Raw genomic sequence first — 23,563 nt, 5'->3', positions numbered from 1 at the left:
GCCAAATTGATTGCTTTACTTCTTTTTTACTTCCCAAGAACTGCCCTGCTTCACCAGCTCTCGATCACATTCATACTCGGCAGCTTGAGCTACCGCTCCCACTGGAATCTGTATCACTACTTCGCCCTGACTTCTCAAAGTGGCGATTGCCCTGCTTAACTCAGCATCCTCTATCCAAGGAGCAATAATTGCCGTCTTGCGCACATTCAATGGTGACAAGTTTGCTAGAGTCAAAAGATCTAATGAGAACCCAGTTGCAGGACGAGGACGACCAAAGGCCTGACCTACATGATCGTAACGACCACCTCTGGCAATGGGCTGAGGCAATTGATCAACATAAGCCGCGAACATCACACCACTGTGATATTGATAGCCACGAAGATCGGCCAAATCAATACTGAGCTCTAAGTTGACAGATAACTTCGCCGCAGCCAAAACCAAACGCTCCAGGTCTGCCAAAGCTTGGTCAATTGCTACGTGCTTAGGCAGGCCTTTCTTAGCCTTTGCCAATACTTCAGCGCAAGGGCCATTTAACTCGGTCAAAGCCATTAGTGCTTTAGCAACATTTGCAGGTAAACACGCCGCCCACTGACTTAAGCGAGGACGATCTTTACTTTGCAACAATCCATATAAGGTCTCAATGGTTTCTTTATCTAAGTTCTGACCATCTAAGATGCCCGTCAGAATGCCGGCATGCGATAAATCGAGATAAACTTTCTTTAAGCCCGCAACTGAAAGCGTTTTGAGCAATAAGGTAATAGCTTCTAGATCCGCTTCCCAAGTCGCACAACCATAAATCTCGGCGCCCAACTGCAACTCTTCGCGCGCTGAGCTCCCAACTGGTGTGCGAGCGTGCGCAACAGATCCGGCATAGCAAAGACGAGTAACGCCATCACGATTTAATAGGTGCGCATCAATGCGGGCTACTTGCGGGGTTATATCAGCACGTAGGCCTAAAGTACGGCCAGAGAGTTGATCTACTAATTTGAAGGTCTGCAGATTAAGATCGGAACCAGTACCGGTCAATAGAGAGTCTAAAAACTCCAGAATCGGAGGCGCAACCAACTCATAGCCATAGGACTGATACAAATCCAAAATGGCACGACGCAATGACTCCACTTTGCGAGCCTGCGCTGGCAAAACGTCTGCAATATCTTCAGGAAGTAACCAGCGATTCATGATGTGGACTATTCGCTTTCTTATTTTTTGTGCAGGAACTTGAAGAACTCGCCATTCGGCTCAACCACCATAATGTCTTTCTTATCCTTGAAAGAACTTCTATAGGCCTCTAGGCTTTGATAGAACTGGGCAAACTGAGGATCGCGCCCAAATGCTTCTGCATAGAGTGCTGTTGCTTTAGCATCGCCAGCGCCTTTAATCTTTTGGGCATCGCGATAGGCCTCTGCCAAGATCGTATCGCGTTGACGCTCTGCATTCGCGCGAATCTTGTCGGACTCTGCAGCACCAGTAGATCGGAGCTCATTCGCTACACGCTTACGCTCTGCTTCCATACGACGATAAACAGAATCACTGATTTCCGCTAAGAGATCAACACGCTTCAAGCGCACATCAACAATCTCTACACCGATATCAGCAGCATCATCAGCGACTTTTTTACGAATACCCTGCATCACCTCTTCACGCTGATCAGAAATTAACTCACGCACAGTGCGTTTCGTAAACTCTTCATTCAGGGCGGAACGAACTAATTGAGTTAAGCGGTCCTGAGCTAAGCGCTCATCGCCTTTGAAGCTAATAAAGAACTTCCGTGGATCGACAATGCGCCACTTCACATAAGAATCTACTAATAAGTTTTTCTTCTCAGCAGTAATAAAACGCTCTGCTTCTGGATTATCGATTGTCAAAATACGGCGATCAAAGAAACGCACGTTTTCAAATGGCGCTGGAAACTTCATTTGTATGCCCGGCTTCTCAATCACTCGAACAATTTGCCCAAATGAGAACACCACAGCAAACTTACGTTGGTCTACAACAAAAATACTAGAAGACAGAACATATATCAGCGCAATAAAGCCAATACCTGCTGCAATTAAACGATTGGCATTCATTATCTGGACTCCCGATCACGACTACGGAGGCCATCACGTTTATCGCTAGAGCTATTGACAGCTGGTGCTGGCGTTGCAGGAGTAGCACTAGAAGCTGGGGATGGTGTATTTACTCCAGTAGCACCACCCACTGTCACGCTCCCAGTCGGAGTATTTGTACCAGACTGATTTACTTGTGTATTTGCTGCTTGAGCACTTTCAGCGCTCACCTGTGCAACGATCTTATCGAGCGGAAGGTATAAAAGACTATTACTCTTAGTGGTATCAACTAGGATTTTGGTGACGTTGTTATACATCTCGCGCATGCTATCGATATACATACGATCACGCGTTACCTGTGGCGCCTTCGAGTACTCCACCAAGATTTGCTTAAAGCGGGTGGCATCACCCTCTGCGGTAGCAACTACACGAGCCTTATAACCCTCAGCCTCCTGAATCAGACGGGCTGCAGTACCTTTGGCGCGCGGAATAATGTCATTGGCGTAAGCCTGACCCTCGCTCTTCAGACGCTCCTGGTCTTGACCCGCCTTTACTGCATCGTCAAACGCTGCTTGAACTTGTTCGGGTGGTTGAACGTTTTGCACGGTCACACTGGTCACGTATATGCCCGTTTTGTAGCTATCTAAAATCTTCTGAATTGAGTTGGCTAAATCAATACCAATCTTTTCGCGCCCCTCATACAACACAGTATCCATTTTGCTGCGGGCAACTATCTCACGCACCGCAGTTTCTGCCGCTTGAACCACTGCAGTATCGGGATCACGGTTATTAAATAAATAATCTGTAGGATCTTTAAGGCGGTATTGCACAGCAAAACGCACGTCGATGATGTTTTCATCTTCGGTAAGCATTGAAGAATCTTTTTGATTGGTGGCCTTGATCAATACAGGACGACCGACCTCTACCGAGCGAACGCCTGAGAGATTGACAGTCTCCTCAGACTGAATCGGCCAAGGCATGTGCCAATTAATACCAGGCTTAGCGGTGTAATCGTACTTACCAAAAGTCAGAATAACGCCGGCCTGCCCTTCTTGAATAATGAAGAAGCCACTGCAGATCCACACAAAGAAGACCAGCGCCCCAGCAACCAGAATGCTCGCTTTCGATCCAAATGGATTGCTGAAATTAAAGTTAGGAGTATTGATGCCGCCGCTACCGCCATTTCCGCGTTGCGAAGGTGGAGGAATATCAGTGCTGTTTGGTTTATTCGTTGGCTTGCCAGTAGGGCTACCTGTTGCACCTGGTGTTTTCTTGCCACCAAAGATGCCGGCAATTCTGTCATTGAAGTCGCGCCATAGCTCGTCCAAGTCTGGTGGGCCATCTGGCTTCGCTGGCTGATTCGTTGGTTGAGTTTCTACCGGTTTATTGGTTTCTGGATCTGCCTTGGGAGCTTGTTCATTTCCCTGCCCATCTTTGGCATCTTTGGATCCACTGGAATTGTGGCTATTGCCCCAACCTGGATCATTGACCGAAAACAGGTCGAGAAATTTACGCATCATTTGAAAAATAGCTTCGCTTGGCAATCGGATTAAATTCAGAAGTTTCTGGTCGTTCGGGTAAAGGCTCTAAAAACTCATCCGGGGCCAATTGCTTCTTGGCACGGTTGTGCTCGACCCTTATTCTATCAGTCATTTGGGAGCATTCGGCCAAGGCTGAACGGAGTAAATCAAGGCCCAAGCCCGTCTTGGCTGACAGGAAAACCTGGCTCGGAATGCCCTCCCCATCCCGCTCTAAAACAGCCCCACGGGTAAAGGTTTGAGGCATCTGGTCGATCTTATTCATGACCTCGATACGGGGGATGTCATCTGCCCCGATTTCCTCCAAAACCGCCTCAACTTCCGCTTTTTGCTCCCTGGCCACAGGGCTACAGGCATCAATAACATGCAAAATCAGGTCGGCATGGATGGTTTCATCCAAAGTAGCCCTAAAAGCCTCCACTAACTGGTGAGGCAAATCCCGGATAAATCCAACCGTGTCAGAGACGACAATGGAACCAACCCCCTCCAAATGGACCCTTCTAGAGGTGGTATCCAGGGTGGCAAATAACTGGTCAGCTGCATAAGTTCCAGCTTTGGTTAGGGCATTAAATAATGTCGATTTACCGGCATTGGTATATCCAACTAAAGAGACTGAAAACACATCCCGACGATTTCGGGAACGTCTTTGGGTTCTTTGCTGACGCTGCAGCTTTTCAAGCTCATTTTCCAAGCGCTTCGCTTTAGTGGCCAACATCCGGCGATCCAACTCCATCTGCGTTTCACCAGGACCGCCACGCACACCAATACCGCCACGTTGACGCTCCAAGTGACTCCAAGCTCTTACTAAGCGTGACATGCGATAGCGGACTTGTGCAAGCTCAACTTGAGTCTTACCAATATGACTTTGCGCTCTTTGACTAAAGATATCCAAAATCAAGCCCGTGCGATCCATCACATGAAAGCCAATGTGGCGCTCTAGATTACGTTGCTGAGTTGGGGAAAGCGGGTGATTAAAGATGGCGAGCTCTGCGCCTTGCTCCTCCATCACCCTCTTAAGTTCGTTAGCCTTGCCCGAACCAATAAACAAGGCAGGGTCGGTCTTGCCTTTACGTGCAATAACGCTGGCTGCAGGGATAGAGCCGGCGCTGTCAGCCAAAAGACTGAGCTCAGCCATGCTATCCGCAAAATCCTCGCGTCCTGTATCTACTCCAACCAGAACGGCGCGTGCCGCATCTACTCCAGTTTTATACAGGGCTAGCTTCTTCCAAACGGAAATCAATCGCACGAGCGGGAACGATCGTGGAGATTGCATGTTTGTAAACCATCTGTGTCACGGTATTACGCAAGAGGACAACATATTGATCAAAAGATTCAATATTGCCTTGCAACTTAATACCGTTTACAAGATAGATCGAAACAGGAACATGCTCTTTGCGCAAAGCATTGAGGAAAGGATCCTGAAGTAATTGAATTTGTTTGTTATTCATACTGCCCCTTATTTATCTTTTGTTAGCTACTTTTTTGGGAGTCTTGCTTTTTTAAATACCAGTTCACTGCAAACCGTCACTACAAACCATTTATTACGAACTACTCAATCAGTCCTCTATATTGGGCTGATTTTCGAAAAAATCAAGCCCATTTCGAATGATGGATAAAACTCAGCTCAAATTAACGCTTTTTACCTTTTTTACCCTTATCCGCTTCTACGTAGGGGTTTTTAGCGGTATTCATCTGAATGCGCAGAGGAGTACCGCGTAATTTAAAGACATCCCTAAAGCGACCTTCTAAGTATCGCTTGTAGCTATCAGTCACCCCACTCAAGGATGTGCCATGAATGACCACAATTGGAGGATTCATGCCCCCTTGGTGGGCATAACGCAATTTAGGACGGCCCATACCAACGCGTTTAGGCTGTTGATGCTCAATTGCCTCTTGCAAAATACGGGTTAAGCGTGGGGTTGGTAGTTTTGCCATTGCTGCTGCATATGCAGAATCCACATCCTTAAAGAGTTCCTTAAGGCCTGTACCCTTTTTAGCGGAGATTGGGTGCACATTTGCAAAATCGAGGAAGCGGAGCTTTTGTGCAATCTCCAATCGAGCACGCTCTTTTACATACGCATCCAAGCCATCCCACTTGTTCACTGCAACCACTAAAGCGCGGCCAGCTTCCACAATAAATCCAGCGATGTGCGCATCTTGCTCAGAAATATCTTGCTGAGCATCTAACATCAAGATCACCACATTACAGTCAGCAATCGCTTGCAATGTTTTAACAACAGAGAACTTTTCAATCGCTTCAAAAACTTTTCCACGGCGACGTAAACCTGCAGTGTCAACCAAGATGTAAGGCTTGCCATTGCGTTCAAACGGAACTTCGATCGCATCACGAGTGGTACCTGGCATATCAAATGCAATGACGCGCTCTTCACCGATTAATTTGTTAATCAATGTTGACTTGCCAACGTTAGGGCGCCCTACTACGGCGATCTTCATTGGACGATTTGGATCGTTAGCCAATTCATCTTCATCTGGCTCTGCAATACCAAGGGAATCTAATGCGTCGTCAATCAAGCCACGCACACCATCACCATGCGCTGAAGAAATTGGGAACGGCTCGCCTAAACCAAGCTCATGGAAATCAGCTGTGACAACGCCAGCCTGCATGCCTTCTGTTTTGTTAACCGCGAGGATGACTGGTCGGCCAGTCTTACGTAAGAAATCAGCAATGACGCGATCTTGTGGCGCCATACCGAGACGACCGTCAACTAAGAAAATCACAATGTCAGATTCAGCAACGGCTTGCTTAGTCTGCTTTGCCATCTCAGCAACAATGCCGGTCTTAGCTACTGGCTCAAAACCACCGGTATCTACGCAAATAAAAGCACGCTCACCAATACGACCTTTGCCGTAGTGTCGATCTCTGGTTAAGCCAGAAAAGTCCGCCACCAATGCATCACGTGAACGCGTTAAGCGATTAAAGAGAGTCGACTTTCCCACATTGGGACGGCCAACGATAGTGATGACTGGATTCATTTTGGACTGTACGCCGCTATTTTTCCACCTTGAGATTGAACCAAGATGAGGCCACCTACCGCAATGGGGGCAGCCGAGATTGGACTACTATCGTGACGAATACGCGCTACCATCTCGCCATTCGCCTGTGAAAATGCATGGATATAACCTTGAGCATCACCCATGAGCAGCACTCTGCCCACCGCAAGCGACTCACCAACATCACGGAATGTCAGCTGCGTGTTTTCCCAAACTTGAGTGCCATCTTTAGTTGCAAAGGCGGTGACATAAGACTTATCGTTTGCTGAAAAAACCATGTCAGTGCTTTGAGAGGTGCCGGTATAACTTGAATAGTCTTTGAACCATAAAAGGTTGCCTGTACGAGCCTGCCCGCAACCAATGCGTCCTTGATAAGAGACTGCGCAGAGGATATCGCCTTCCATACTTGGCTTAGCGGTGACATCATTTAAGCGCTCAATCTCTGAGAAGCCCTTAGGAAAAGAAACGGGTGTCTCCCACACTAAGCCGCCATTAGCAATAGCAATCATGCCAAAGCGGCCACCAGTGAAGCCAGTAACAATGACTTCGTTGCCAATAGCCAGCATGCCGTAGCCAACACGCAATGACAATGCAGCCTGTTGACGCTGATAAGTCCATTTTTTAGCGCCCGTTAGCGCATCCAGCCCAATGAAGCGATTGTCTAGCGCACGCACTACGACAACGCCACCGGCTACCACCGGCTCACTTAATACCTCGCTACCAACGCTGACATTCCACATCGGCTTGCCAGTATCGTCATAGGCGTAGACCATGCCTTTGGTGCTCACAGCTACAGTAGTGCGGCCATCAGATCCGGGGCCAATAGACAAACGCTCAGGAACAGAAACAGACCAGAGCTTATTGCCGGTTGCTAAATCAATCTTCGCTAAGTTCCCGCCATGAGAAGCGGCGTACACCGCATCGCCAGCAACAATAGGATGAAAGTTAAAGGATTCAGATGAACCAATGCTAGTTGACCATACAGGCTGCAAATCAAATTGATTGGTAACAGTCACTAAATCAGCGGGTTTCCTTACTCTGGAGCTACCAGAGCATGCGGCTAAAGCAATTACCACGGCACCCAATACCAAGGCGGCTCCTAAGCGCATCGGTAAATGCTTCAATTCTTTAGTCATCACTGAGCAACTCCTCCAACAGCATCTAATTTAACCTTGAGAAGACGACGCGCCTCTTCAGGGAATTCTTTTGCTTGGTCTAATTTTTTCCAGGCATCTTGATAGCTTACTTTAGCTTGCTCATTTTTCTTTTGCGCTAAATACCAATCCCCACGACGCTCAAGCCATAAAGATTCAAAACCAGCAATCGGTTTCTCATTCAAGATTTGATCTGCCTCTGCAAAATCTTTTTCACTGCCCTGCTCAATTAATTGAGTTACTAAGCGTAATTTCGCCAACCCAAGATAACCATCATTAGATGCATTTTTTGCCGCCCAACGCAAATACTCCAAAGCTTTTGCGCTATCGCCTGCATCCGATGCAATTCGTGCAGCGATCAAACTAGACATTGCTGCGTATGGTGTACGGCCAAAATCTTTTTGCAAGTCATCTGTTGCGCGCAGGGTCTGATCTTTATCGCCTTTAGCAATGGCACCAACCATCGTTTCATAAAGCTTAGACGCTTCAAGTGCCTGACTATTGCGCCACCATTGATAGCCACTGTATGCAGCATAAGCAAACAAGGCAACGGTAACGACCCCAGTAATAAGGTTGCGGTACTTTTGCCAAAACTCTTTGAATTGGTCTAATTGTTCTTGTTCTTCTAGATCTAAAGGCATGTCAATCCAAACTCATTTAATAGGTAATTAGTGTGTATTAGCTTAATTCTATTCGGAGGCGCCTACTAGGGCATCAATTGCCGCCCCTAAGACATCATCCAGAGGCACGGACTTCTGCTCACCCGTACCGCGCAAGTCCTTGAGTTGCGCCTCATTCTTGGCTAATTCATCAGGCCCAATAATGACCGCAAAGGCAGCCCCACTACTATCAGCCTTCTTCATTTGGGACTTAAAGCTGGCCGATTGACCGTCAGGAGGACAGAATAGGATGGTATCGATTCCAGCGCTCCGCAAGCGTTCAGCGATGATCATGGCGGCAGTCAAAGTCTCGCCACCTTGATGCAATACAAAAATATCGCATTGAGCCTGAGCTTCTGGCAATGATCCGGAAACCTTCATTAATTCTAGAACCCGCTCCATACCCATGGCCCAACCACAAGCTGGCGCAGCTTTGCCACCCATACGCTCAATTAATGGGTCATAGCGTCCACCGCCAGCAATAGTGCCTTGAGCACCTAATTCATCAGTCACCCACTCAAATACGGTGAGGTTGTAGTAATCGAGGCCACGAACTAGACGAGGATTAATTTTGCAGGGGATGTTATTCGCTTTAATTAATGCCTGTACCGCATCGAAATGCTTCAGCGACTCCTCGCCCAGAAAATCCAATAATTTTGGTGCGCCCTCAATCAATGCTTGCATCTCTGGATTTTTAGAATCCAATATACGCAAAGGATTGGTAATGAGACGGCGCTGTGAATCTTCATCGAGCTGCGCTTGATTTTTCTCAAAGTAAGTTACCAATGCGGCGCGGTGCTCGGCACGCTCAGGAGCCTGGCCTAGGGAGTTTATTTCTAAACGAACGCCCTTCAACCCTAACTCATCCCATAAGCGCTGACCCATCAGAATGATTTCAGCATCAATATCAGGTCCGGCAAAGCCTAAGGCCTCAATACCAAACTGGTGGAACTGGCGATAGCGGCCACGCTGTGGGCGCTCATGACGGAACATAGGTCCGGTGTACCAAAGACGCTTAGGCCCTTCGTACAACAAATTGTTTTCAATGACAGAGCGCACCAATGCGGCAGTACCCTCGGGACGTAAGGTGAGTTGCTCGCCGTTTAAACGATCCTCAAAGGAGTACATTTCTTTTTCAACAATATCGGTAACCTCACCGATGCCACGCTGAAATACTGCAGTAGCCTCAACGATTGGTGTTCGCAAAAACTCATAGCCGTAAGCACGAGTCAAATCACGTAAAACATGTTCAAGATGAGCCCACTGCGCAGCATCTGCTGGCAGTAAATCATTCATACCGCGCACGCCATTTATCTTTTGCATTTTCTGGACTTTGGTTTGCTTGTTCTCGTCAGTCATTTTTATTATTCTTCTTGTTAAAGCTTGGCAGCGTAGTTTTGTTTGACATAGTCATCTACGATCACCTGAAACTCTTCGGCAATTTTCTCACCACGCAGCGTTTTGACTTTAATTCCATCGACAAACACTGGGGCAGCAGGGGTTTCACCTGTTCCAGGCAATGAAATACCAATATTGGCATGCTTACTCTCGCCTGGGCCATTCACGATACAGCCCATCACGGCGACGTTCATATTCTCTACGCCAGGATGGGTTTTCTTCCATACAGGCATTTGTTGACGCAAATAAGACTGGATATTCGCTGCCAACTCCTGGAAGGTAGTGCTAGTAGTTCTTCCGCAACCTGGGCATGCAATCACCATCGGTGTGAAATTACGCAAGCCCATGGTTTGCAATATTTCTTGGGCAACGATAACTTCATTTTCACGAGGAGCGCCTGGATCAGGCGTCAATGAAACGCGGATCGTATCGCCAATACCTTCTTGCAACAAAATACCCATTGCTGCTGTTGAAGACACGATACCTTTACTGCCCATGCCTGCTTCAGTTAGACCTAAGTGCAGCGGATAGTCGGAGCGACGAGACAGATCACGATACACAGCAACCAAATCTTGGACATTGCTGACTTTGCAAGAAAGCAAAATTTGATCGGGGTTCATACCAAACTCAACTGCTTTTTCGGCCGACTGCAAAGCCGACTGAATCAACGCCTCAATCATCACTTCTTGAGCAGTTTTTGGATTTGTTAGGGCTGCATTGCTATCCATGATCGAAGCCAGAAGCTCTTGATCCAAGCTGCCCCAGTTCACACCAATTCGAATAGGCTTGTCGTATTTGCAAGCAGCTTCAATCATTTGTGCAAATTGTGGATCGCGCTTGGCGCCCTTGCCCACATTGCCTGGGTTGATGCGGTACTTCGAGAGCGCTTTAGCGCACTCCGGAAAATCGTTTAATAAAGTATGGCCGTTGTAATGGAAGTCGCCAATCAACGGCACCAAAACATCCATCTTGTCTAACTGCTCACGAATATAGGGAACTGCGGCAGCCGCCTCTGGAGTATTGACAGTGATACGCACCATCTCCGAACCAGCGCGGGCCAATTCCTTTACCTGAATTGCAGTACCCACTGCATCCGCAGTATCGGTATTTGTCATTGACTGCACACGCACTGGTGCATCTCCACCAACGGTAATGATGTTGGTTTTCCAGGCAACGGTTGCTTGACGCGTTGCACGCTTAGGGGATGGGCCTAGCGGAAGTGATGGCAACGATTGATTAGAGCTCATTAGGATCTATGGATTGGGTTCTAATTTTTTTACTTAAGCTTTTTGAGCCACTCAATGGGATGCTCGTTTGGTCCCAGATTGGTATCTTGATCAAACTCTTCATCCGGCTCAACCTCGGCGAGTTCAATCTCAGCATTGTGAACAGCGCGTTCACGCACACGGGTGCGATCCACAACATCTCCTGCCAACTGACCGCAGGCGGCTGCAATGTCATCACCGCGGGTCTTTCGTACAGTAGCCACCATGCCCGCATCTAAAAGGATGCCGGCAAAAGCATTGACGCGTTGCGCTGATGAGCGCTTGAGGCCGGACTCTGGGAAAGGGTTAAATGGAATGAGATTAATTTTGCACTTAATGTTTCTGAGTAAGCGTACTAATTCTTTTGCCTGGATGTCGGAGTCATTCACGCCATCGAGCATGCAATATTCAAAGGTCAAGAAATCTCTTGGTGCAAATGGCAAGTAACGTTCGCACGCATCAAGCAATTCACGTAGAGGATATTTTTGATTGAGTGGTACCAATTGATCGCGTAATGCGTCATTGGGCGCATGTAATGAAACTGCCAATGCTACAGGGCAATCTTGTGCGAGACGATCAATCATCGGCACTACACCCGATGTAGAAACGGTCACACGACGGCGCGATAAACCGTACGCTCTGTCATCCAGCATCAAGCGCAACGCAGATACCACGTTGTCATAGTTGAGCAAGGGCTCACCCATGCCCATCATCACCACATTAGAAATCACACGACCAGTGTGTTCCCAGCCTGGCGTTGGAAACTTTTCTATTCTGCGAATAGCCTCTGGGTCATTGCGCAAAAGATGTTCAGCAAACCAGAGTTGACCAATGATTTCGCCGGAAGTCAGATTGCGTGAAAAACCTTGATGCCCAGTTGAGCAAAAACGGCAATTGACTGCGCAGCCCGCCTGAGAAGAGATACACAAGGTGCCTCGATCATCCTCAGGAATAAACACAGACTCGACTGCATTACCAGCGCCCACGTCCAATAGCCACTTGCGTGTACCGTCATTGGCGTGCTCATCTTTGATAACGGGGAGGGAAAGTACTTCCGCTTTATCTAACAAAGTTGCTCTAAAGCTTTTTGCTAAATCACTCATATCATTAATGTCAGCTACACCGCGTTGGTGTATCCACTGCATGAGTTGCTTTGCCCTAAAGGGCTTTTCATTCAACCCCGCGACATACGCTGCCATTTGGTCAGCGTCAAAATCCAAGAGATTTACGCGCGGGGAGGTCAATGCGCCTACTTATAAATTAAATAGGTTGTTCGTTAGCAATCGTTGATTAACGATTGAAAACATTCATGCCAGGGAAGAAGAATGCAACTTCCACAGCAGCTGTTTCAGGAGCATCAGAACCGTGAACCGCATTTGCATCAATGCTGTCAGCAAAGTCAGCACGGATTGTGCCTTTTTCTGCTTTCTTCGGATCAGTCGCGCCCATCAAGTCACGATTCTTAGCAATAGCACCTTCGCCTTGCAATACTTGAATCATCACAGGACCAGAAATCATGAAGCTCACCAAATCTTTGAAGAAAGGACGGTCTTTATGAACGCCATAGAACTGCTCAGCTTCATTTTGTGACAAATGCGCCATTCTGGAAGCAATGATCTTCAAACCAGCGGATTCAAAACGGTCATAGATTTTGCCGATGACGTTTTTAGCGACAGCATCAGGTTTGATAATAGAAAGGGTGCGTTCAATTGCCATGCAAGACTCCAATAGTGATTTCAAAGGTATTTGCTAGGTGAGGCCAATAAAGCCACCCCACTCCAGCGACCCCCGAATTATACATTGCCTGACCGTATTTACCCCTATGTCTGTAGGGCTAAGCCCTTGAATTTACAGGGCATAAGCCTTTAATTTGTAGGTCTTTTCTGTCGGGGCTTGAAATTAGGGTGTTTTGTCTATACTTATCCTCAACAGCCCTTCATGGGCTCTTGTATTCACTATGAAAAAGAAGGAGTCAATATGAGTGATCTGAACTCTTACGGCTTTGGCCAAACCGGCTCAATTAGCACCGTCCAGGTACGCAACCGCGTGCTTCGCAACACCTACGCCCTTTTAGCGCTCTCCATGGTTCCAACTGTGATTGGTGCTTGGCTTGGTGTAGCAATGGGTCTAAGCCTGTTCTCTGGCAGCCCATTTATTGGCTTCATCGTCTTCATGGCCGTAGCTTTTGGCTTCTTCTGGGCAATTGAAAAGAATAAAGATACAGGCGTCGGCGTTCTCCTGCTCCTGGGCTTTACCTTCTTCATGGGCATCATGATGTCCCGTTTGATTGGCTTCACCCTCAATAGCTATAGCAATGGTGCGACATTGATCATGTTGTCATTTGGCGGCACGGCTGCAATCTTCGCTACCATGGCAACTATTGCAACAGTGAGCAAGAGTGATTTCTCTGGCCTAGGCAAATTCTTGATGGTAGGCGTACTTCTCTTGATCGTTGCCTCATTGGCAAATATCTGGCTGCAATTGCCAGCTTTGATGTTGACTGTGATGGTGTTAGCCATCGCCATCTTCTCAGCCTTCATCTTGGTTGACGTGCAACGCGTTATCAATGGCGGCGAGACTAATTACATCATGGCTACTTTAGCTATTTATTTAGATGTGTATAACGTCTTCACCAACTTACTTGCCCTCTTGGGTATTGTTGGTGGCAATCGAGATTAAGGGAGATTAAGACACGCTAAAACTTTAGTGTGTTGTTCTCATCAGGCGCCTGCGGGCGCCTTTTTTACTGCTGCTATTTAGTCTGTTTGTTTAGCTAAATAATTAAGTCGCTACAAACATACTGACAGCATAGGATAGCGCAACCAAAATCAATAAGATTGCAAAACTATCTGAGGCCTTCATGACACTCTCCCGAAGATAAAAAGTTGAGCAGCAACACATCACTGCACAAGCCCAATCTACTCTTCTATAAGACATGATTTTTAGGGCGCCGCACCAGCATCAGGCTAAATGCACTAAATTAGCGCCCTTCTGGTGCAATTATTAAGCATCAGGAACACTCGAGAATGAAAGTTTAGAAGCGCCAACCCAAAGAAACACCATAGGAATTGATATTAACCTTGTCGGTTGAGCCATCACTCCACTGAACGGTTTTATAGTTTTGCTGTGCTACCTCTACTCTAGTAAAGAGATGTTTGGTGAGCAGGTATTCCGCACCAATGCCGTAACTAGGTCCATTCATCCATTGATAGTAGCCAGGTGATGAGTATTTGGACCAAGACCATCCGAGCTTAATATAGCCTAATAAATTTTCAGTAAACGCATAAGCCACTTTTCCGCCTGCTTCGATGGGGTGCTGTGCGTCAGGATCAGAGCCCGCAGTATCCGTTGTAGCCAAATCATAACTACCATAGGCGCCAACTAGCCATTGATTATTTATAGCCTTGTATGCGTCAGCAGTAATACTGGGAATTCCGCTTCGACTAGTTTGTGAGCCGCCGGGTGTTGAAACATCAGTAATAGAATTTAATGCATAGTCCACAGACAAACCAAAACCTTCAAAGTTTTGCGATTGACCGTAAGCAATAGGCGCAGAAAGAGCCCATAGCAAAATTGCTATTTTTTTCATGTAACTACCCCTTGATACTTATTTTTATTTATTACTGACTACTATATCAAAAGGCTAGGCTTTATCAAAAACTGCCATAGACTCCACATGGGAGGTATGGGGGAACATATTAATAATGCCCGCACTGCTTAAGGTGTAGCCCGCTTGATGACACAAGATTTCCACATCCCTCGCCAAAGTTTTAGGATTGCACGATACGTAAACAATGCGTTGTGGTAACAATTCACTTTGCGCAATTTGCAACTCTTCAAGCGCTTTACAAATCTCCATCGCACCCTCGCGCGGGGGATCCATTAACCAGCGCTCTGCTTTGCCCCACGATGCAATTGTTTCTGTTGTGACTTGAAATAAGTCGCTTTGCATAAAGCTGGCTTTATCTATGAGTCGATTATGTTCTGCATTAGCTTTAGCTCGAGTCGTCAAACTCTCTAAACCCTCGATCCCTAAAACCTGTTTTGCTTTTCTGGCAAGAGGTAATGTGAAGTTGCCAATACCGCAAAAGAGATCCAATACTCGATCTGTTTCTTTGACTTCAAGCAATCGAATCGCCCTGCTCACCAATGCACGGTTCATCATGTGATTCACCTGTGTGAAATCCGCAGGCTTAAATGGCATCTCGATCTCAAACTCAGGCAGGCGATAACAAAGCTTGCCGGTCTCGGGATAAAACGGTGCCACAGTCTCAATGCCTTTGGGTTGGAGCCATATCCAAACCTGGTGCTGATCAGCAAACTGTCGGAGAAGTTGCTCATCTTCAACAGTTAAAGGTTTGAGATTTCGAAACACTAAAGCAGTGACTGGTTTTAATTTCTTGGGATCATCCGAGAAAACATCTTCCGGTTCACCAACCGCAATCTCAATCTGTGGCATACGGTCAACGATCGATAACCCCATCACCAACTTGCGCATCTCGGGTAATAAGTCTGATACGTGCTTAGGCAAAATTTCACAAGCTAGCATGTCAGCTACATAGCCACTCTTACCCTCATGAAAGCCAATGAGTACCGTACCTTTTTTAATGGAGCGATTGACAGCGCTTAGACGTGCTCGGTGACGATATTCCCAAGTAGGCCCACCCATCGGGCGCAGAATTTCTTGCGGCCTTACTTTGGCAATATGTTGCAAGTCATCTTCAAGTACACGCTGCTTCATCGCTACTTGCGCCCTGATATCTAGATGCTGCATGGTGCAGCCACCACACACACCAAAGGCTTTGCACTTAGGTTCCGCCCTAAACACGGCGGGTTTCAGAATGTCACGTACTTTGGCTTTGCTAAAGCGCGCTTTATTACTGGTGATGGTGTAAGTAACCAACTCGGTTGGCAGCGCGCCTTTAATAAAGATCACCTTACCGCTTTGACTTTGGGCGGCCTCCTCCTCATTGGGTGCCAGGCGTGCAATCCCCTGGGCATCCAAATCCAGTGCTTCGACTTTAATTGGCTCAGTCACCTCAATATTGACTGGCTTATCCCCTCTACGCATCCGCAGAAAAACCTTGGAGATATTCTTGCCACTGACTGCCATTAGGCTCTTTAGATTCTTTTTCTAAATAAGCCTTCACGAAATCAATTTCTTCTTGATATTCAGCATCAGAAAAGCCGCCACGCAGCAATTGAAAACGACAGTACATGAGATAAGTATTGACCACATCGGTCTCGCAGTAACGGCGGATGTCATTAATCTTGCCATCCTGATACGCGGGCCATACTTGGCTGCCGTCCATACCCATCTTGCCTGGGAAACCACATAGCTTTGCCAATCCATCTAAAGGGGCATTTGCACGACCATTGAATTTAGCCAATAGATCCATCATGTCGAGATGGCGCATGTGATAACGACTGATGTAGTTATTCCACTTAAATTCTCGGCTATCAGAATCCTGGCTCTCACCCATCTCCCAGTAGCGCGGAGCTTGCACATGATTGGCTAAGGCGCGATAGTGCAGCACGGGCAAATCAAACCCGCTGCCATTCCAAGAAACGAGTTGAGGGGTGTATTTTTCGATGAGATCAAAGAAAGCTTGTATTAAGACTCTCTCATCATCCTGCGGAGTCCCTAGAGTGCCCACTTTAATTTGTGGCAAACCTTCTTTAGTAGTCCTGCGGATCACACAAGAGATAGCAACAATTTTTTGCAGAAACAAGGGTAGAAATTCACTACCGGTCTTTTCTGCGCGCTCCGCCATCACTTTGCTAGCAACCTCGGCATCGCTCATGGAGTCTGGAAAATCCTCCAGACGACGCAATCCAGTGACATCTGGAATGGTTTCTATATCGAATACAAGAACGGTGGCCATAGCCCCTACCTTAGACCGACAACATTACTGCAAGTACGGCGTTGGATTAACTGGTTTGCCGTTAACGCGTAACTCGAAGTGGAGCTTAGCTGCAGTAGTGTCTGTATCACCCATCTCAGCAATCTTCTGACCCTTACGAACGGTATCACCCTCTTTTACCAAGAGCTTACTGTTGTGGGCATAAGCAGTGAGATAGGTGTTGTCGTGCTTAACAATCACCAGGTTGCCATAGCCACGCAAACTATTACCTGCGTAGACTACTTTGCCATCAGAGGCGGCAAGAACTGGCTCGCCGACCTTGCCGGCAATATCGATACCTTTGTTAGTTTCACTGAACTCACCAGTAACCTTGCCTTTTGCAGGCCAAGATAAACGAATACCTGGCTCAGCAACTACCTCGTTTTTTGCTGGCTCAGGAGTAGAAGCTACTGAATCTGATTTTTCAGAAGATGGTTTTTTCTCAGCCACTTTTGCAGGCTTAGTTCCTGCTGGTGCTTTAACCATAATCAAGTCACCCACTTCAATCACATTCGGATTAAAGCTAGGATTAGCTGCCTTGTTCCACTGCACCACATCACGTGGTGCCTGACCATGGTCCAAAGCAATGCGCGCCAAGGTGTCACCTTTTTTAACGCGATAGTAACCAGGGGGCGCAGGCTCACTTGAGCCACCACTACGATCAGTCACGCTAGCAGGCTTAGTGCGAGGTGTAGAACATCCAACCATCAACATCAAGGATGAGGACATGAGCGCGGCGAGGAAAAGTTTCAATAAAGTGGATAGCATCAAAAAGGGATCTGAATTGGTGAATTCATCATAAATCTCATACTACCCCTGATTGTAAGGGTACAAAAAAGACCCCGTCCAGTACAGTTCTTTGATAGCGCTGGGAACTCATTCTTTCAACCATCACCAGTTGCTGCTCTTTGTCATTTTTGGCGACTGGGGCAACTAAGCGCCCTCCAATTGCTAATTGGTCAAGTAAGGCATCCGGAATACCCAAGCCAGCTGCAGCCAAAATAATCCCATCAAATGGAGCGGCCTGAGGCAAACCTAAAATACCGTCGCCATAGATCAAACGAAGGTTGTTAATGCGAAATGGGCGCAACTTAGCTCTTGCCATGTCATGCAGCGGACGAATACGCTCTATGGAGTAAACCTCATCCGCCAATAAACTCAGTACCGCCGCTTGGTAACCACAACCAGTGCCAATCTCTAATACTTTGCCAAGTTTATGTTTGGGTTTATGAAGCAACTCAATCATGCGTGCTACTACTGATGGCTTAGAGATAGTCTGCTCATGCCCAATTGGTAGAGCAGTATCTTCGTAGGCTTGTGCATGCAATCCAGCATCCATAAAAGCGTGCCGAGGAACAGTAGCAATCGCCTCTAATGTTTTACCGTGCTTTACTCCGCCAGCATGTACTTTTGCTGCAAGGGCCTGCCGATAAGCAGCAAAGCGTTCGGTTGGAGCTTTCAACCGCGATCCCAACCATTTGCGCGCATCGCTGCTAAACGAGCATGGTGCGTTAAATCGAGTTGCATTGGCGTAATCGAAATACATCCTTCAGCAATCGCATGAAAGTCCGTACCCTCCGAACCCTCTTTCACATCGCCCGCAGCGCCGATCCAGTAGATCTTCTCACCACGTGGACTGTCTTGCACCACTACTGGTTGAGAGTGATGACGATTGCCAAGACGCGTTACACGCCAGCGATATAAATCAGCATAAGGACGATTAGGGATGTTGACGTTCAATAGCGTTGCTGTACCCTCAGTACGAGCCAAGGCAGAAACCAACATTTGGGCCACTACATCATGCGCTGCTTTAGCGGCATCTTCAATGCGATTCCAGCCACGATCAATTTGTGAGAAAGCAATACCTGGCACACCAAACATCACGCCCTCAACTGCGGCAGCGACCGTGCCAGAGTAAAGCGTATCTTCGCCCATGTTCTCGCCTTGATTGATGCCAGAGATCACTAGGTCAGGTTTCTCATCCAAAAATCCGGTCATGGCAACGTGCACACAATCGGTTGGCGTGCCATTGACAAAGAAAAAGCCATCCCGCTCGCCACCTGCAACGCGATGAATCGACAATGGTCTAGATAATGTGAGTGAATTCGAGGCACCGCTATGGTTCTGCTCAGGAGCAATCACGGTAATACGGCCCAAGGGACGCACCGCACTCACTAAAGCCAACAGGCCAGGAGCCAAATAGCCATCATCATTTGAAACCAAGATATGCGGTTGTTTTGACATGATTAAACAAGTCCCTGTTTACGTTTGCCACGCGCTCTCATTGCTGCGTAGATCACTGGCAATACTAGTAAAGTCAAAATCGTAGTAGTTACCATTCCGCCCACAATCACAAGAGCCAACGGACGCTGTGCCTCGGAACCGATCGAATGTGACAAAGCTGCAGGTAGGAGACCTAATCCAGCCAACATTGCTGTCATCAATACAGGGCGAACGCGCAATGCAGCACCATCTACCATCGCATCTTTCATGGCGCCATGCTCTTCAGCTACGGTTTTATTAATATACGAGATCAAAATCACACCATCTTGAATCGCAATGCCAAAGAGCGATAGAAATCCAAATAAAGCGGAAATACTCAAGGTCTCACCACCAAGATGCAAAGCAATGATGCCGCCAATGGCAGCGAAAGGAACGTTAATCAAAACAATCACTGCATCGCGGAAATTACCCAAGGCAGTTACAAGCAATAAGAAAATGGCAACGAGCGTCAATGGAATGATAACCATGAGCTTTTGTTGTGCAGCCTTCATTTGGTTAAATTGACCGTCCCAAGCAATGGTGTAATTCGTTGGCAAGGCTACATTCTTTTCAACTAAATACTTGGCATCCTCTACAGCACTGCCCAAGTCTCGACCGCGCACACTAAAGATCACAGCGATGTAGCGTTTACCGGCTTCACGATAGATAAAGAATGGGCCATCGCTTAAACGAATATTGGCCACCATGCCTAAAGGAACCTTTTGACCATTAGGAGTATCAATCAATAAATTGGTGACATCCGGAATATCGTTGCGACTAGCCTCATTTAAACGAACAGCTATGCCAAAGGTTTTTTCATCTTCTAAGAAGTTTGAAACTGGTGCACCGCCAATCGAATTTGCAACAACCGTTTGAATATCACTGACATTCACACCGTAACGTGCGGCCATATCACGATCGATCTGAATATTCAAAGTGGGCTGACCCAATTCCTTGAGAATATTCTCATCTTCAATACCGCGTACTTTTTTGAGCTGAGTCACCACCTCATGCGCTTTTTGTGCAAGAACTTCTAAATCAGAGCCAAAGATCTTGACAGAATTTTCCCCTTTAACTCCGGATAAGGCTTCATTCACGTTATCTTGGATGTACTGAGAGAAGCTGTAATTAATGCCTGGGATCTTATCAAGCTCAGCCTGCAGATGTTGCAATAGAATATGCTTGCTTGTGCCTTTTGGCATCTCCTCAGGAGACTTTAAATACAGGCCATACTCTTGATTAAATACCCCTGTTGAATCTGTACCATCATCAGGGCGACCAATCTGAACGGCAACCTTTTCTAATTCTGGCTGCTTTAAGAAAGTCTCGCGCAACTGATTGGCGACTTTAATGGAGTAATCAAGATCCACCGTATTGGGAAGTGTTACGCGCAACCAAATATTATTTTCTTCTAGGGTTGGTAAAAATGCTGTTCCCAATCGAGTGGCACTTAATAAAGTTACACCCAAAATGAAAATAGAAATTGCAATCACGTGACGTGGATGATCCATCCAATTACGTAATATTGGGCGATAACGCTCCAACATCCACGTAATAAATTTCGGTGGCTCATGATGAAAATTATCCCCAAAGACATACGACATCGATGCGGGTAGGAAGGTCAAACTCAGAATAATCGAGGCCACCAAAGCAAAGCCCATAGTGAAGGCCATTGGCTTAAAGATAATACCTTCAACACCGCCCATTAAAAACAACGGTGAATAAGCCACAATGATGATGCTGGTGGAATAAATCATGGCACGCTGGACTTCGCTAGTGGCCAAAATAATGCTTTGATTGACCCGCTTACCACCCTCTTCCATATGGCGCATCACGTTTTCCGTAATGATCACAGCCGCATCCACAATCACACCGAAGTCAATTGCTCCTAGCGAGATCAAATTCGCTGGCACATTAAATATATACATCATGATGAAAGAGAAACATAGCGCCAGCGGTATCACTGCAGCAACTACTGCAGCAGCACGGAAGTTACCCAAAAATACATAGAGCAATACCAGAACCATGGTGATACCAAAGAACATGGTGTGCTTCACAGTGCCTACAGTGATGTCCAGCAACACCTGTCGGTCATAAAAAGGTCTCACCTGAATACCGGGTGGCAAGATGTGATTATTGACGTTATCAATTTTTTCACGCACGCGAGCCAAGACTTCTGAGGCATTTTCACCGCGACGTAGATAGACGATCCCTTCAACAGAGTCTGGATTGCTATCGAACTGAAACAGGCCCAAGCGGGGTGCATTACCAATAAGAACAGTTGCAATATCGCCAATTCGAACTGGTACTCCCTTATTGACTGCAACAACTACTTGTTTAATATCAGCAATATTCTTCAGTAGGCCCACACCGCGCACGACAAACTGTTGCTCGCCACTTGGCAATATGCCACCACCAGTGTTGTCATTCGCTTTCGTTAGTGCATCGATCACCTGAGGCACAGTCACGCCCTTGGACTGAAGACTTTCTGGGCTAACAATGACTTGATATTGGCGAACTTTGCCACCAAAGGAAGAAACGTCAGCTACCCCTGGAGTTTGCTTGAGCTCTTTATAGATCTCGTAATTTTGTAAGGTCTTAAGACGTGTAGGTGACGCGTAATCAGAAGTCACCTGGTAACGCAAGATTTCACCAGTCGCATCTGAATCTGGACTAACACTGGAACTTACCCCTGCCGGAAACGCCACATTGCCTAAATTGGTGATGAAGATTTGGCGAACTTTAAAGGGGTCGGCATTGTCATTGAACTTCAACGTAACAACGGACAAACCAAACAGAGATACCGAGCGAAACGCTTTGACCCCCGGAATACCAGCTAAGGCATTCTCAACTGGAATAGTGACTTGTTGCTCGACCTCAGTTGTACTTCTCCCTGGCCATTGGGAAATCGCCTGAATCGTCAGCGGCGCCACTCCTGGGTATGGCTGAATCGGTAATTGTTTTAAGCTAAATGTGCCAAGCACCAACAGCACAGCAGCGGCAAATAAAATAATGACGCGCTTATCTAAAACTCCCCGAATGAAGGAGGTTACAAAACTCAATTATTCCTCCTGCTTGGCAAAACGGTCGTTCAATAGAACCGCGCCATCAGTTAAGACTAACATTCCAGGATCTAGACCCTCAGTTACTGCGAAACGCTTACCATCAAGATCGTAGCCTTTCACAGAAAAACGGCGGAAGGTGTCTTTAGATGTTTTGATGATGACATAACGCATCTCGCGCACTCTCACAATCGCTGACTGAGGAACCACAACAGCCTCTGCCTCGCCTGTCTTAAGTTTTGCACTGACATACATATCAGGACGTAAGAAACCATCGGTATTTTCAACATCACAGCGTATGAGCAAAGCATGTGTCTCTGGATCCATTGCTGGCGCAATGTAATTAGCTTTAGCAATAAATTCTTTATCAGGATAGGACTCGGAACGTAGCACCATGGTCTGCCCTTTTTGAATCTTCCGAATATCCTGCTCGTACACATTACCTAAGAACCATAACTCTTTAGGGTTTGCCAAGGTCACCAAGACATCGCCAGCATTCACTATCGATCCTGGCTCGATAGAACGCTTTACCACCACTCCCTGTAAAGGAGAGCGCATCACCAGGTTATATTGGGTTTTTCCACTCTTATCTAAAGTCTTAATATCTCCATCGCTTGCCCCAAGATTACGCATCCGGTTAGCTGCAGCTTGCTGAGTAATTTGAGCATCGCCCAACAGATCACTCATTGTCTTGTTCGCCTCAAGCACTTTAGCGGTCTTAGAGGACAATAAATATTCTTGTTGCGCAGAGAGAAACTCAGGGCTATAGAGCTCTACTACTGGAGAGCCGACTTCAACTGGTGCACCATCAAAAGCATAGATACGCTCAACCCTACCCGGGGCTCTAGCGGAGAGCACTTTAGATTTTTCAGCATTAAATGCAAGGCGACCCGGAACATTTAATTCAACAGGTACTTGAGTTTTAACTGCATCTTGGAAAATATAAATGTTGGGATTGAGATCTACACCTGGGAGCTTTAACTCCATTGCACCGGTGTTTTCAATCGATAAAGTCTTAGCTGTTTTTTCGAGCTTAACCGGACGGTTCACGTTAACGAATAAACCAATCACAATACCCAGCATCAAAATAGAAACACAAATTATGACTAAGCGGAGGCGCGCACGCGTCTCTGGTGGAAGCGCCCAGTATGAGCGGTGAATCTCATTGGTATTGGCGGCGATGCGAGCAGTGAATTTATCCCTTAGCTTCTGAATCTCTTCGGAAGCTCGCTTGAGGATATTGGTTAACTTGTCCTTCAAAA

General features: G+C 46.8%; 20 protein-coding genes and 1 pseudogene. 1 reads left to right on the top strand and 20 read right to left on the bottom strand.

Annotated features, from left to right (window positions below):
- Window positions 1-15 precede the first annotated feature (15 nt).
- From ICV90_RS03805 to ndk, 12 genes are all read right to left on the bottom strand, one after another.
- Complete coding sequence (locus tag ICV90_RS03805) at window positions 16-1,179, bottom strand: ATP phosphoribosyltransferase regulatory subunit (protein WP_215359846.1); 1,164 nt, start codon at window positions 1,177-1,179, stop codon at window positions 16-18.
- 20 nt (window positions 1,180-1,199) lie between these two features.
- On the bottom strand, window positions 1,200-2,069 hold the full coding sequence (gene hflC / locus ICV90_RS03800; RefSeq protein ID WP_215359844.1) for a protease modulator HflC: 870 nt from the start codon (window positions 2,067-2,069) through the stop codon (window positions 1,200-1,202).
- Window positions 2,069-3,568 (bottom strand): FtsH protease activity modulator HflK, encoded by a 1,500-nt coding sequence (gene hflK, locus ICV90_RS03795; protein ID WP_215359842.1) that lies wholly within the window; start codon window positions 3,566-3,568, stop codon window positions 2,069-2,071. Before hflK ends, hflC begins: the two co-directional genes overlap by 1 nt.
- Window positions 3,558-4,832, bottom strand: coding sequence for a GTPase HflX (gene hflX, locus ICV90_RS03790; protein ID WP_256441486.1), 1,275 nt, complete (start codon window positions 4,830-4,832; stop codon window positions 3,558-3,560). The genes hflK and hflX overlap by 11 nt, the downstream gene beginning before the upstream one ends.
- The gene (gene hfq / locus ICV90_RS03785) at window positions 4,792-5,034 is read right to left on the bottom strand and encodes an RNA chaperone Hfq (RefSeq protein ID WP_068321135.1); all 243 of its coding nucleotides are present in this window, start codon (window positions 5,032-5,034) and stop codon (window positions 4,792-4,794) included. The genes hflX and hfq overlap by 41 nt, the downstream gene beginning before the upstream one ends.
- A gap of 181 nt (window positions 5,035-5,215) precedes the next feature.
- Window positions 5,216-6,580, bottom strand: a complete 1,365-nt coding sequence (der, locus tag ICV90_RS03780; protein WP_072582172.1) for a ribosome biogenesis GTPase Der — start codon at window positions 6,578-6,580, stop codon at window positions 5,216-5,218.
- Window positions 6,577-7,734 (bottom strand): outer membrane protein assembly factor BamB, encoded by a 1,158-nt coding sequence (gene bamB / locus ICV90_RS03775; RefSeq protein WP_215359840.1) that lies wholly within the window; start codon window positions 7,732-7,734, stop codon window positions 6,577-6,579. Before bamB ends, der begins: the two co-directional genes overlap by 4 nt.
- Window positions 7,734-8,393 carry a tetratricopeptide repeat protein gene (locus ICV90_RS03770; RefSeq protein ID WP_215359838.1) on the bottom strand — a complete coding sequence of 220 codons (660 nt, stop codon included), beginning with the start codon at window positions 8,391-8,393 and terminating at the stop codon, window positions 7,734-7,736. Before ICV90_RS03770 ends, bamB begins: the two co-directional genes overlap by 1 nt.
- A 48-nt stretch (window positions 8,394-8,441) precedes the next feature.
- Window positions 8,442-9,770, bottom strand: coding sequence for a histidine--tRNA ligase (gene hisS, locus ICV90_RS03765; protein ID WP_215359836.1), 1,329 nt, complete (start codon window positions 9,768-9,770; stop codon window positions 8,442-8,444).
- A gap of 17 nt (window positions 9,771-9,787) precedes the next feature.
- Entirely contained in the window at window positions 9,788-11,056 is a 1,269-nt protein-coding gene (gene ispG / locus ICV90_RS03760; protein WP_215359834.1) for a flavodoxin-dependent (E)-4-hydroxy-3-methylbut-2-enyl-diphosphate synthase, read from the bottom strand.
- 29 nt (window positions 11,057-11,085) lie between these two features.
- The gene (gene rlmN / locus ICV90_RS03755) at window positions 11,086-12,318 is read right to left on the bottom strand and encodes a 23S rRNA (adenine(2503)-C(2))-methyltransferase RlmN (protein ID WP_215359832.1); all 1,233 of its coding nucleotides are present in this window, start codon (window positions 12,316-12,318) and stop codon (window positions 11,086-11,088) included.
- 46 nt (window positions 12,319-12,364) lie between these two features.
- Window positions 12,365-12,790: a nucleoside-diphosphate kinase gene (ndk, locus tag ICV90_RS03750; protein WP_071465494.1), complete on the bottom strand. Its 426-nt coding sequence runs from the start codon at window positions 12,788-12,790 to the stop codon at window positions 12,365-12,367.
- Between the two features lie 261 nt (window positions 12,791-13,051).
- Here ndk and ICV90_RS03745 point away from each other — a divergent pair, with 261 nt between their 5' ends.
- A complete protein-coding gene (locus ICV90_RS03745; protein WP_215359830.1) occupies window positions 13,052-13,753 on the top strand; it encodes a Bax inhibitor-1 family protein in 702 nt (233 codons plus the stop codon).
- A 355-nt stretch (window positions 13,754-14,108) separates the two neighbouring features.
- Here the strand turns inward: ICV90_RS03745 and ICV90_RS03740 are convergent, their stop codons facing one another.
- The 8 genes and pseudogenes from ICV90_RS03740 to ICV90_RS03705 form a co-directional block, all read right to left on the bottom strand.
- On the bottom strand, window positions 14,109-14,663 hold the full coding sequence (locus ICV90_RS03740; RefSeq protein ID WP_215359828.1) for an outer membrane protein: 555 nt from the start codon (window positions 14,661-14,663) through the stop codon (window positions 14,109-14,111).
- Between the two features lie 54 nt (window positions 14,664-14,717).
- Window positions 14,718-16,145, bottom strand: a complete 1,428-nt coding sequence (gene rlmD, locus ICV90_RS03735) for a 23S rRNA (uracil(1939)-C(5))-methyltransferase RlmD (RefSeq protein WP_215360346.1) — start codon at window positions 16,143-16,145, stop codon at window positions 14,718-14,720.
- Window positions 16,138-16,959: a 3'-5' exonuclease gene (locus ICV90_RS03730; protein ID WP_215359826.1), complete on the bottom strand. Its 822-nt coding sequence runs from the start codon at window positions 16,957-16,959 to the stop codon at window positions 16,138-16,140. The genes rlmD and ICV90_RS03730 overlap by 8 nt, the downstream gene beginning before the upstream one ends.
- Window positions 16,960-16,983: 24 nt before the next feature.
- Window positions 16,984-17,706, bottom strand: a complete 723-nt coding sequence (locus ICV90_RS03725) for a peptidoglycan DD-metalloendopeptidase family protein (protein WP_251367790.1) — start codon at window positions 17,704-17,706, stop codon at window positions 16,984-16,986.
- Window positions 17,707-17,782: 76 nt separating this feature from the next.
- Window positions 17,783-18,406 (bottom strand): annotated as a pseudogene (locus ICV90_RS03720) (protein-L-isoaspartate(D-aspartate) O-methyltransferase); the annotation flags it as partial.
- A 29-nt stretch (window positions 18,407-18,435) separates the two neighbouring features.
- Window positions 18,436-19,221 (bottom strand): 5'/3'-nucleotidase SurE, encoded by a 786-nt coding sequence (gene surE, locus ICV90_RS03715; protein ID WP_215359820.1) that lies wholly within the window; start codon window positions 19,219-19,221, stop codon window positions 18,436-18,438.
- Window positions 19,222-19,223: 2 nt separating this feature from the next.
- Window positions 19,224-22,301: an efflux RND transporter permease subunit gene (locus ICV90_RS03710; protein ID WP_215359818.1), complete on the bottom strand. Its 3,078-nt coding sequence runs from the start codon at window positions 22,299-22,301 to the stop codon at window positions 19,224-19,226.
- A complete protein-coding gene (locus ICV90_RS03705) occupies window positions 22,302-23,561 on the bottom strand; it encodes an efflux RND transporter periplasmic adaptor subunit (protein WP_215359816.1) in 1,260 nt (419 codons plus the stop codon). It lies immediately after the preceding gene.
- Between the last annotated feature and the right edge of the window lie 2 nt (window positions 23,562-23,563).

Origin of the sequence: Polynucleobacter sp. JS-JIR-II-b4 (assembly GCF_018687815.1) — a bacterium.
Classification (GTDB): domain Bacteria; phylum Pseudomonadota; class Gammaproteobacteria; order Burkholderiales; family Burkholderiaceae; genus Polynucleobacter.
Note: the sequence above shows the minus strand (reverse complement) of the source record. Positions and strands in the feature narration are given on the sequence as shown.

Bases quoted from the DNA above. Each gene is read 5' to 3' on its own strand.
- ICV90_RS03745 (WP_215359830.1), top strand. From the start codon at position 13,052: ATGAGTGATCTGAACTCTTACGGCTTTGGCCAAACCGGCTCAATTAGC.
- ispG (WP_215359834.1), bottom strand. From the start codon at position 11,056: ATGAGCTCTAATCAATCGTTGCCATCACTTCCGCTAGGCCCATCCCCT.
- ICV90_RS03725 (WP_251367790.1), bottom strand. From the start codon at position 17,706: ATGTCCTCATCCTTGATGTTGATGGTTGGATGTTCTACACCTCGCACT.
- ICV90_RS03740 (WP_215359828.1), bottom strand. From the start codon at position 14,663: ATGAAAAAAATAGCAATTTTGCTATGGGCTCTTTCTGCGCCTATTGCT.
- ICV90_RS03730 (WP_215359826.1), bottom strand. From the start codon at position 16,959: ATGGCCACCGTTCTTGTATTCGATATAGAAACCATTCCAGATGTCACT.
- rlmD (WP_215360346.1), bottom strand. From the start codon at position 16,145: ATGCGTAGAGGGGATAAGCCAGTCAATATTGAGGTGACTGAGCCAATT.
- hisS (WP_215359836.1), bottom strand. From the start codon at position 9,770: ATGACTGACGAGAACAAGCAAACCAAAGTCCAGAAAATGCAAAAGATA.
- ndk (WP_071465494.1), bottom strand. From the start codon at position 12,790: ATGGCAATTGAACGCACCCTTTCTATTATCAAACCTGATGCTGTCGCT.
- surE (WP_215359820.1), bottom strand. From the start codon at position 19,221: ATGTCAAAACAACCGCATATCTTGGTTTCAAATGATGATGGCTATTTG.
- hflC (WP_215359844.1), bottom strand. From the start codon at position 2,069: ATGAATGCCAATCGTTTAATTGCAGCAGGTATTGGCTTTATTGCGCTG.
- ICV90_RS03805 (WP_215359846.1), bottom strand. From the start codon at position 1,179: ATGAATCGCTGGTTACTTCCTGAAGATATTGCAGACGTTTTGCCAGCG.
- hflK (WP_215359842.1), bottom strand. From the start codon at position 3,568: ATGATGCGTAAATTTCTCGACCTGTTTTCGGTCAATGATCCAGGTTGG.
- hfq (WP_068321135.1), bottom strand. From the start codon at position 5,034: ATGAATAACAAACAAATTCAATTACTTCAGGATCCTTTCCTCAATGCT.
- ICV90_RS03770 (WP_215359838.1), bottom strand. From the start codon at position 8,393: ATGCCTTTAGATCTAGAAGAACAAGAACAATTAGACCAATTCAAAGAG.
- bamB (WP_215359840.1), bottom strand. From the start codon at position 7,734: ATGACTAAAGAATTGAAGCATTTACCGATGCGCTTAGGAGCCGCCTTG.
- der (WP_072582172.1), bottom strand. From the start codon at position 6,580: ATGAATCCAGTCATCACTATCGTTGGCCGTCCCAATGTGGGAAAGTCG.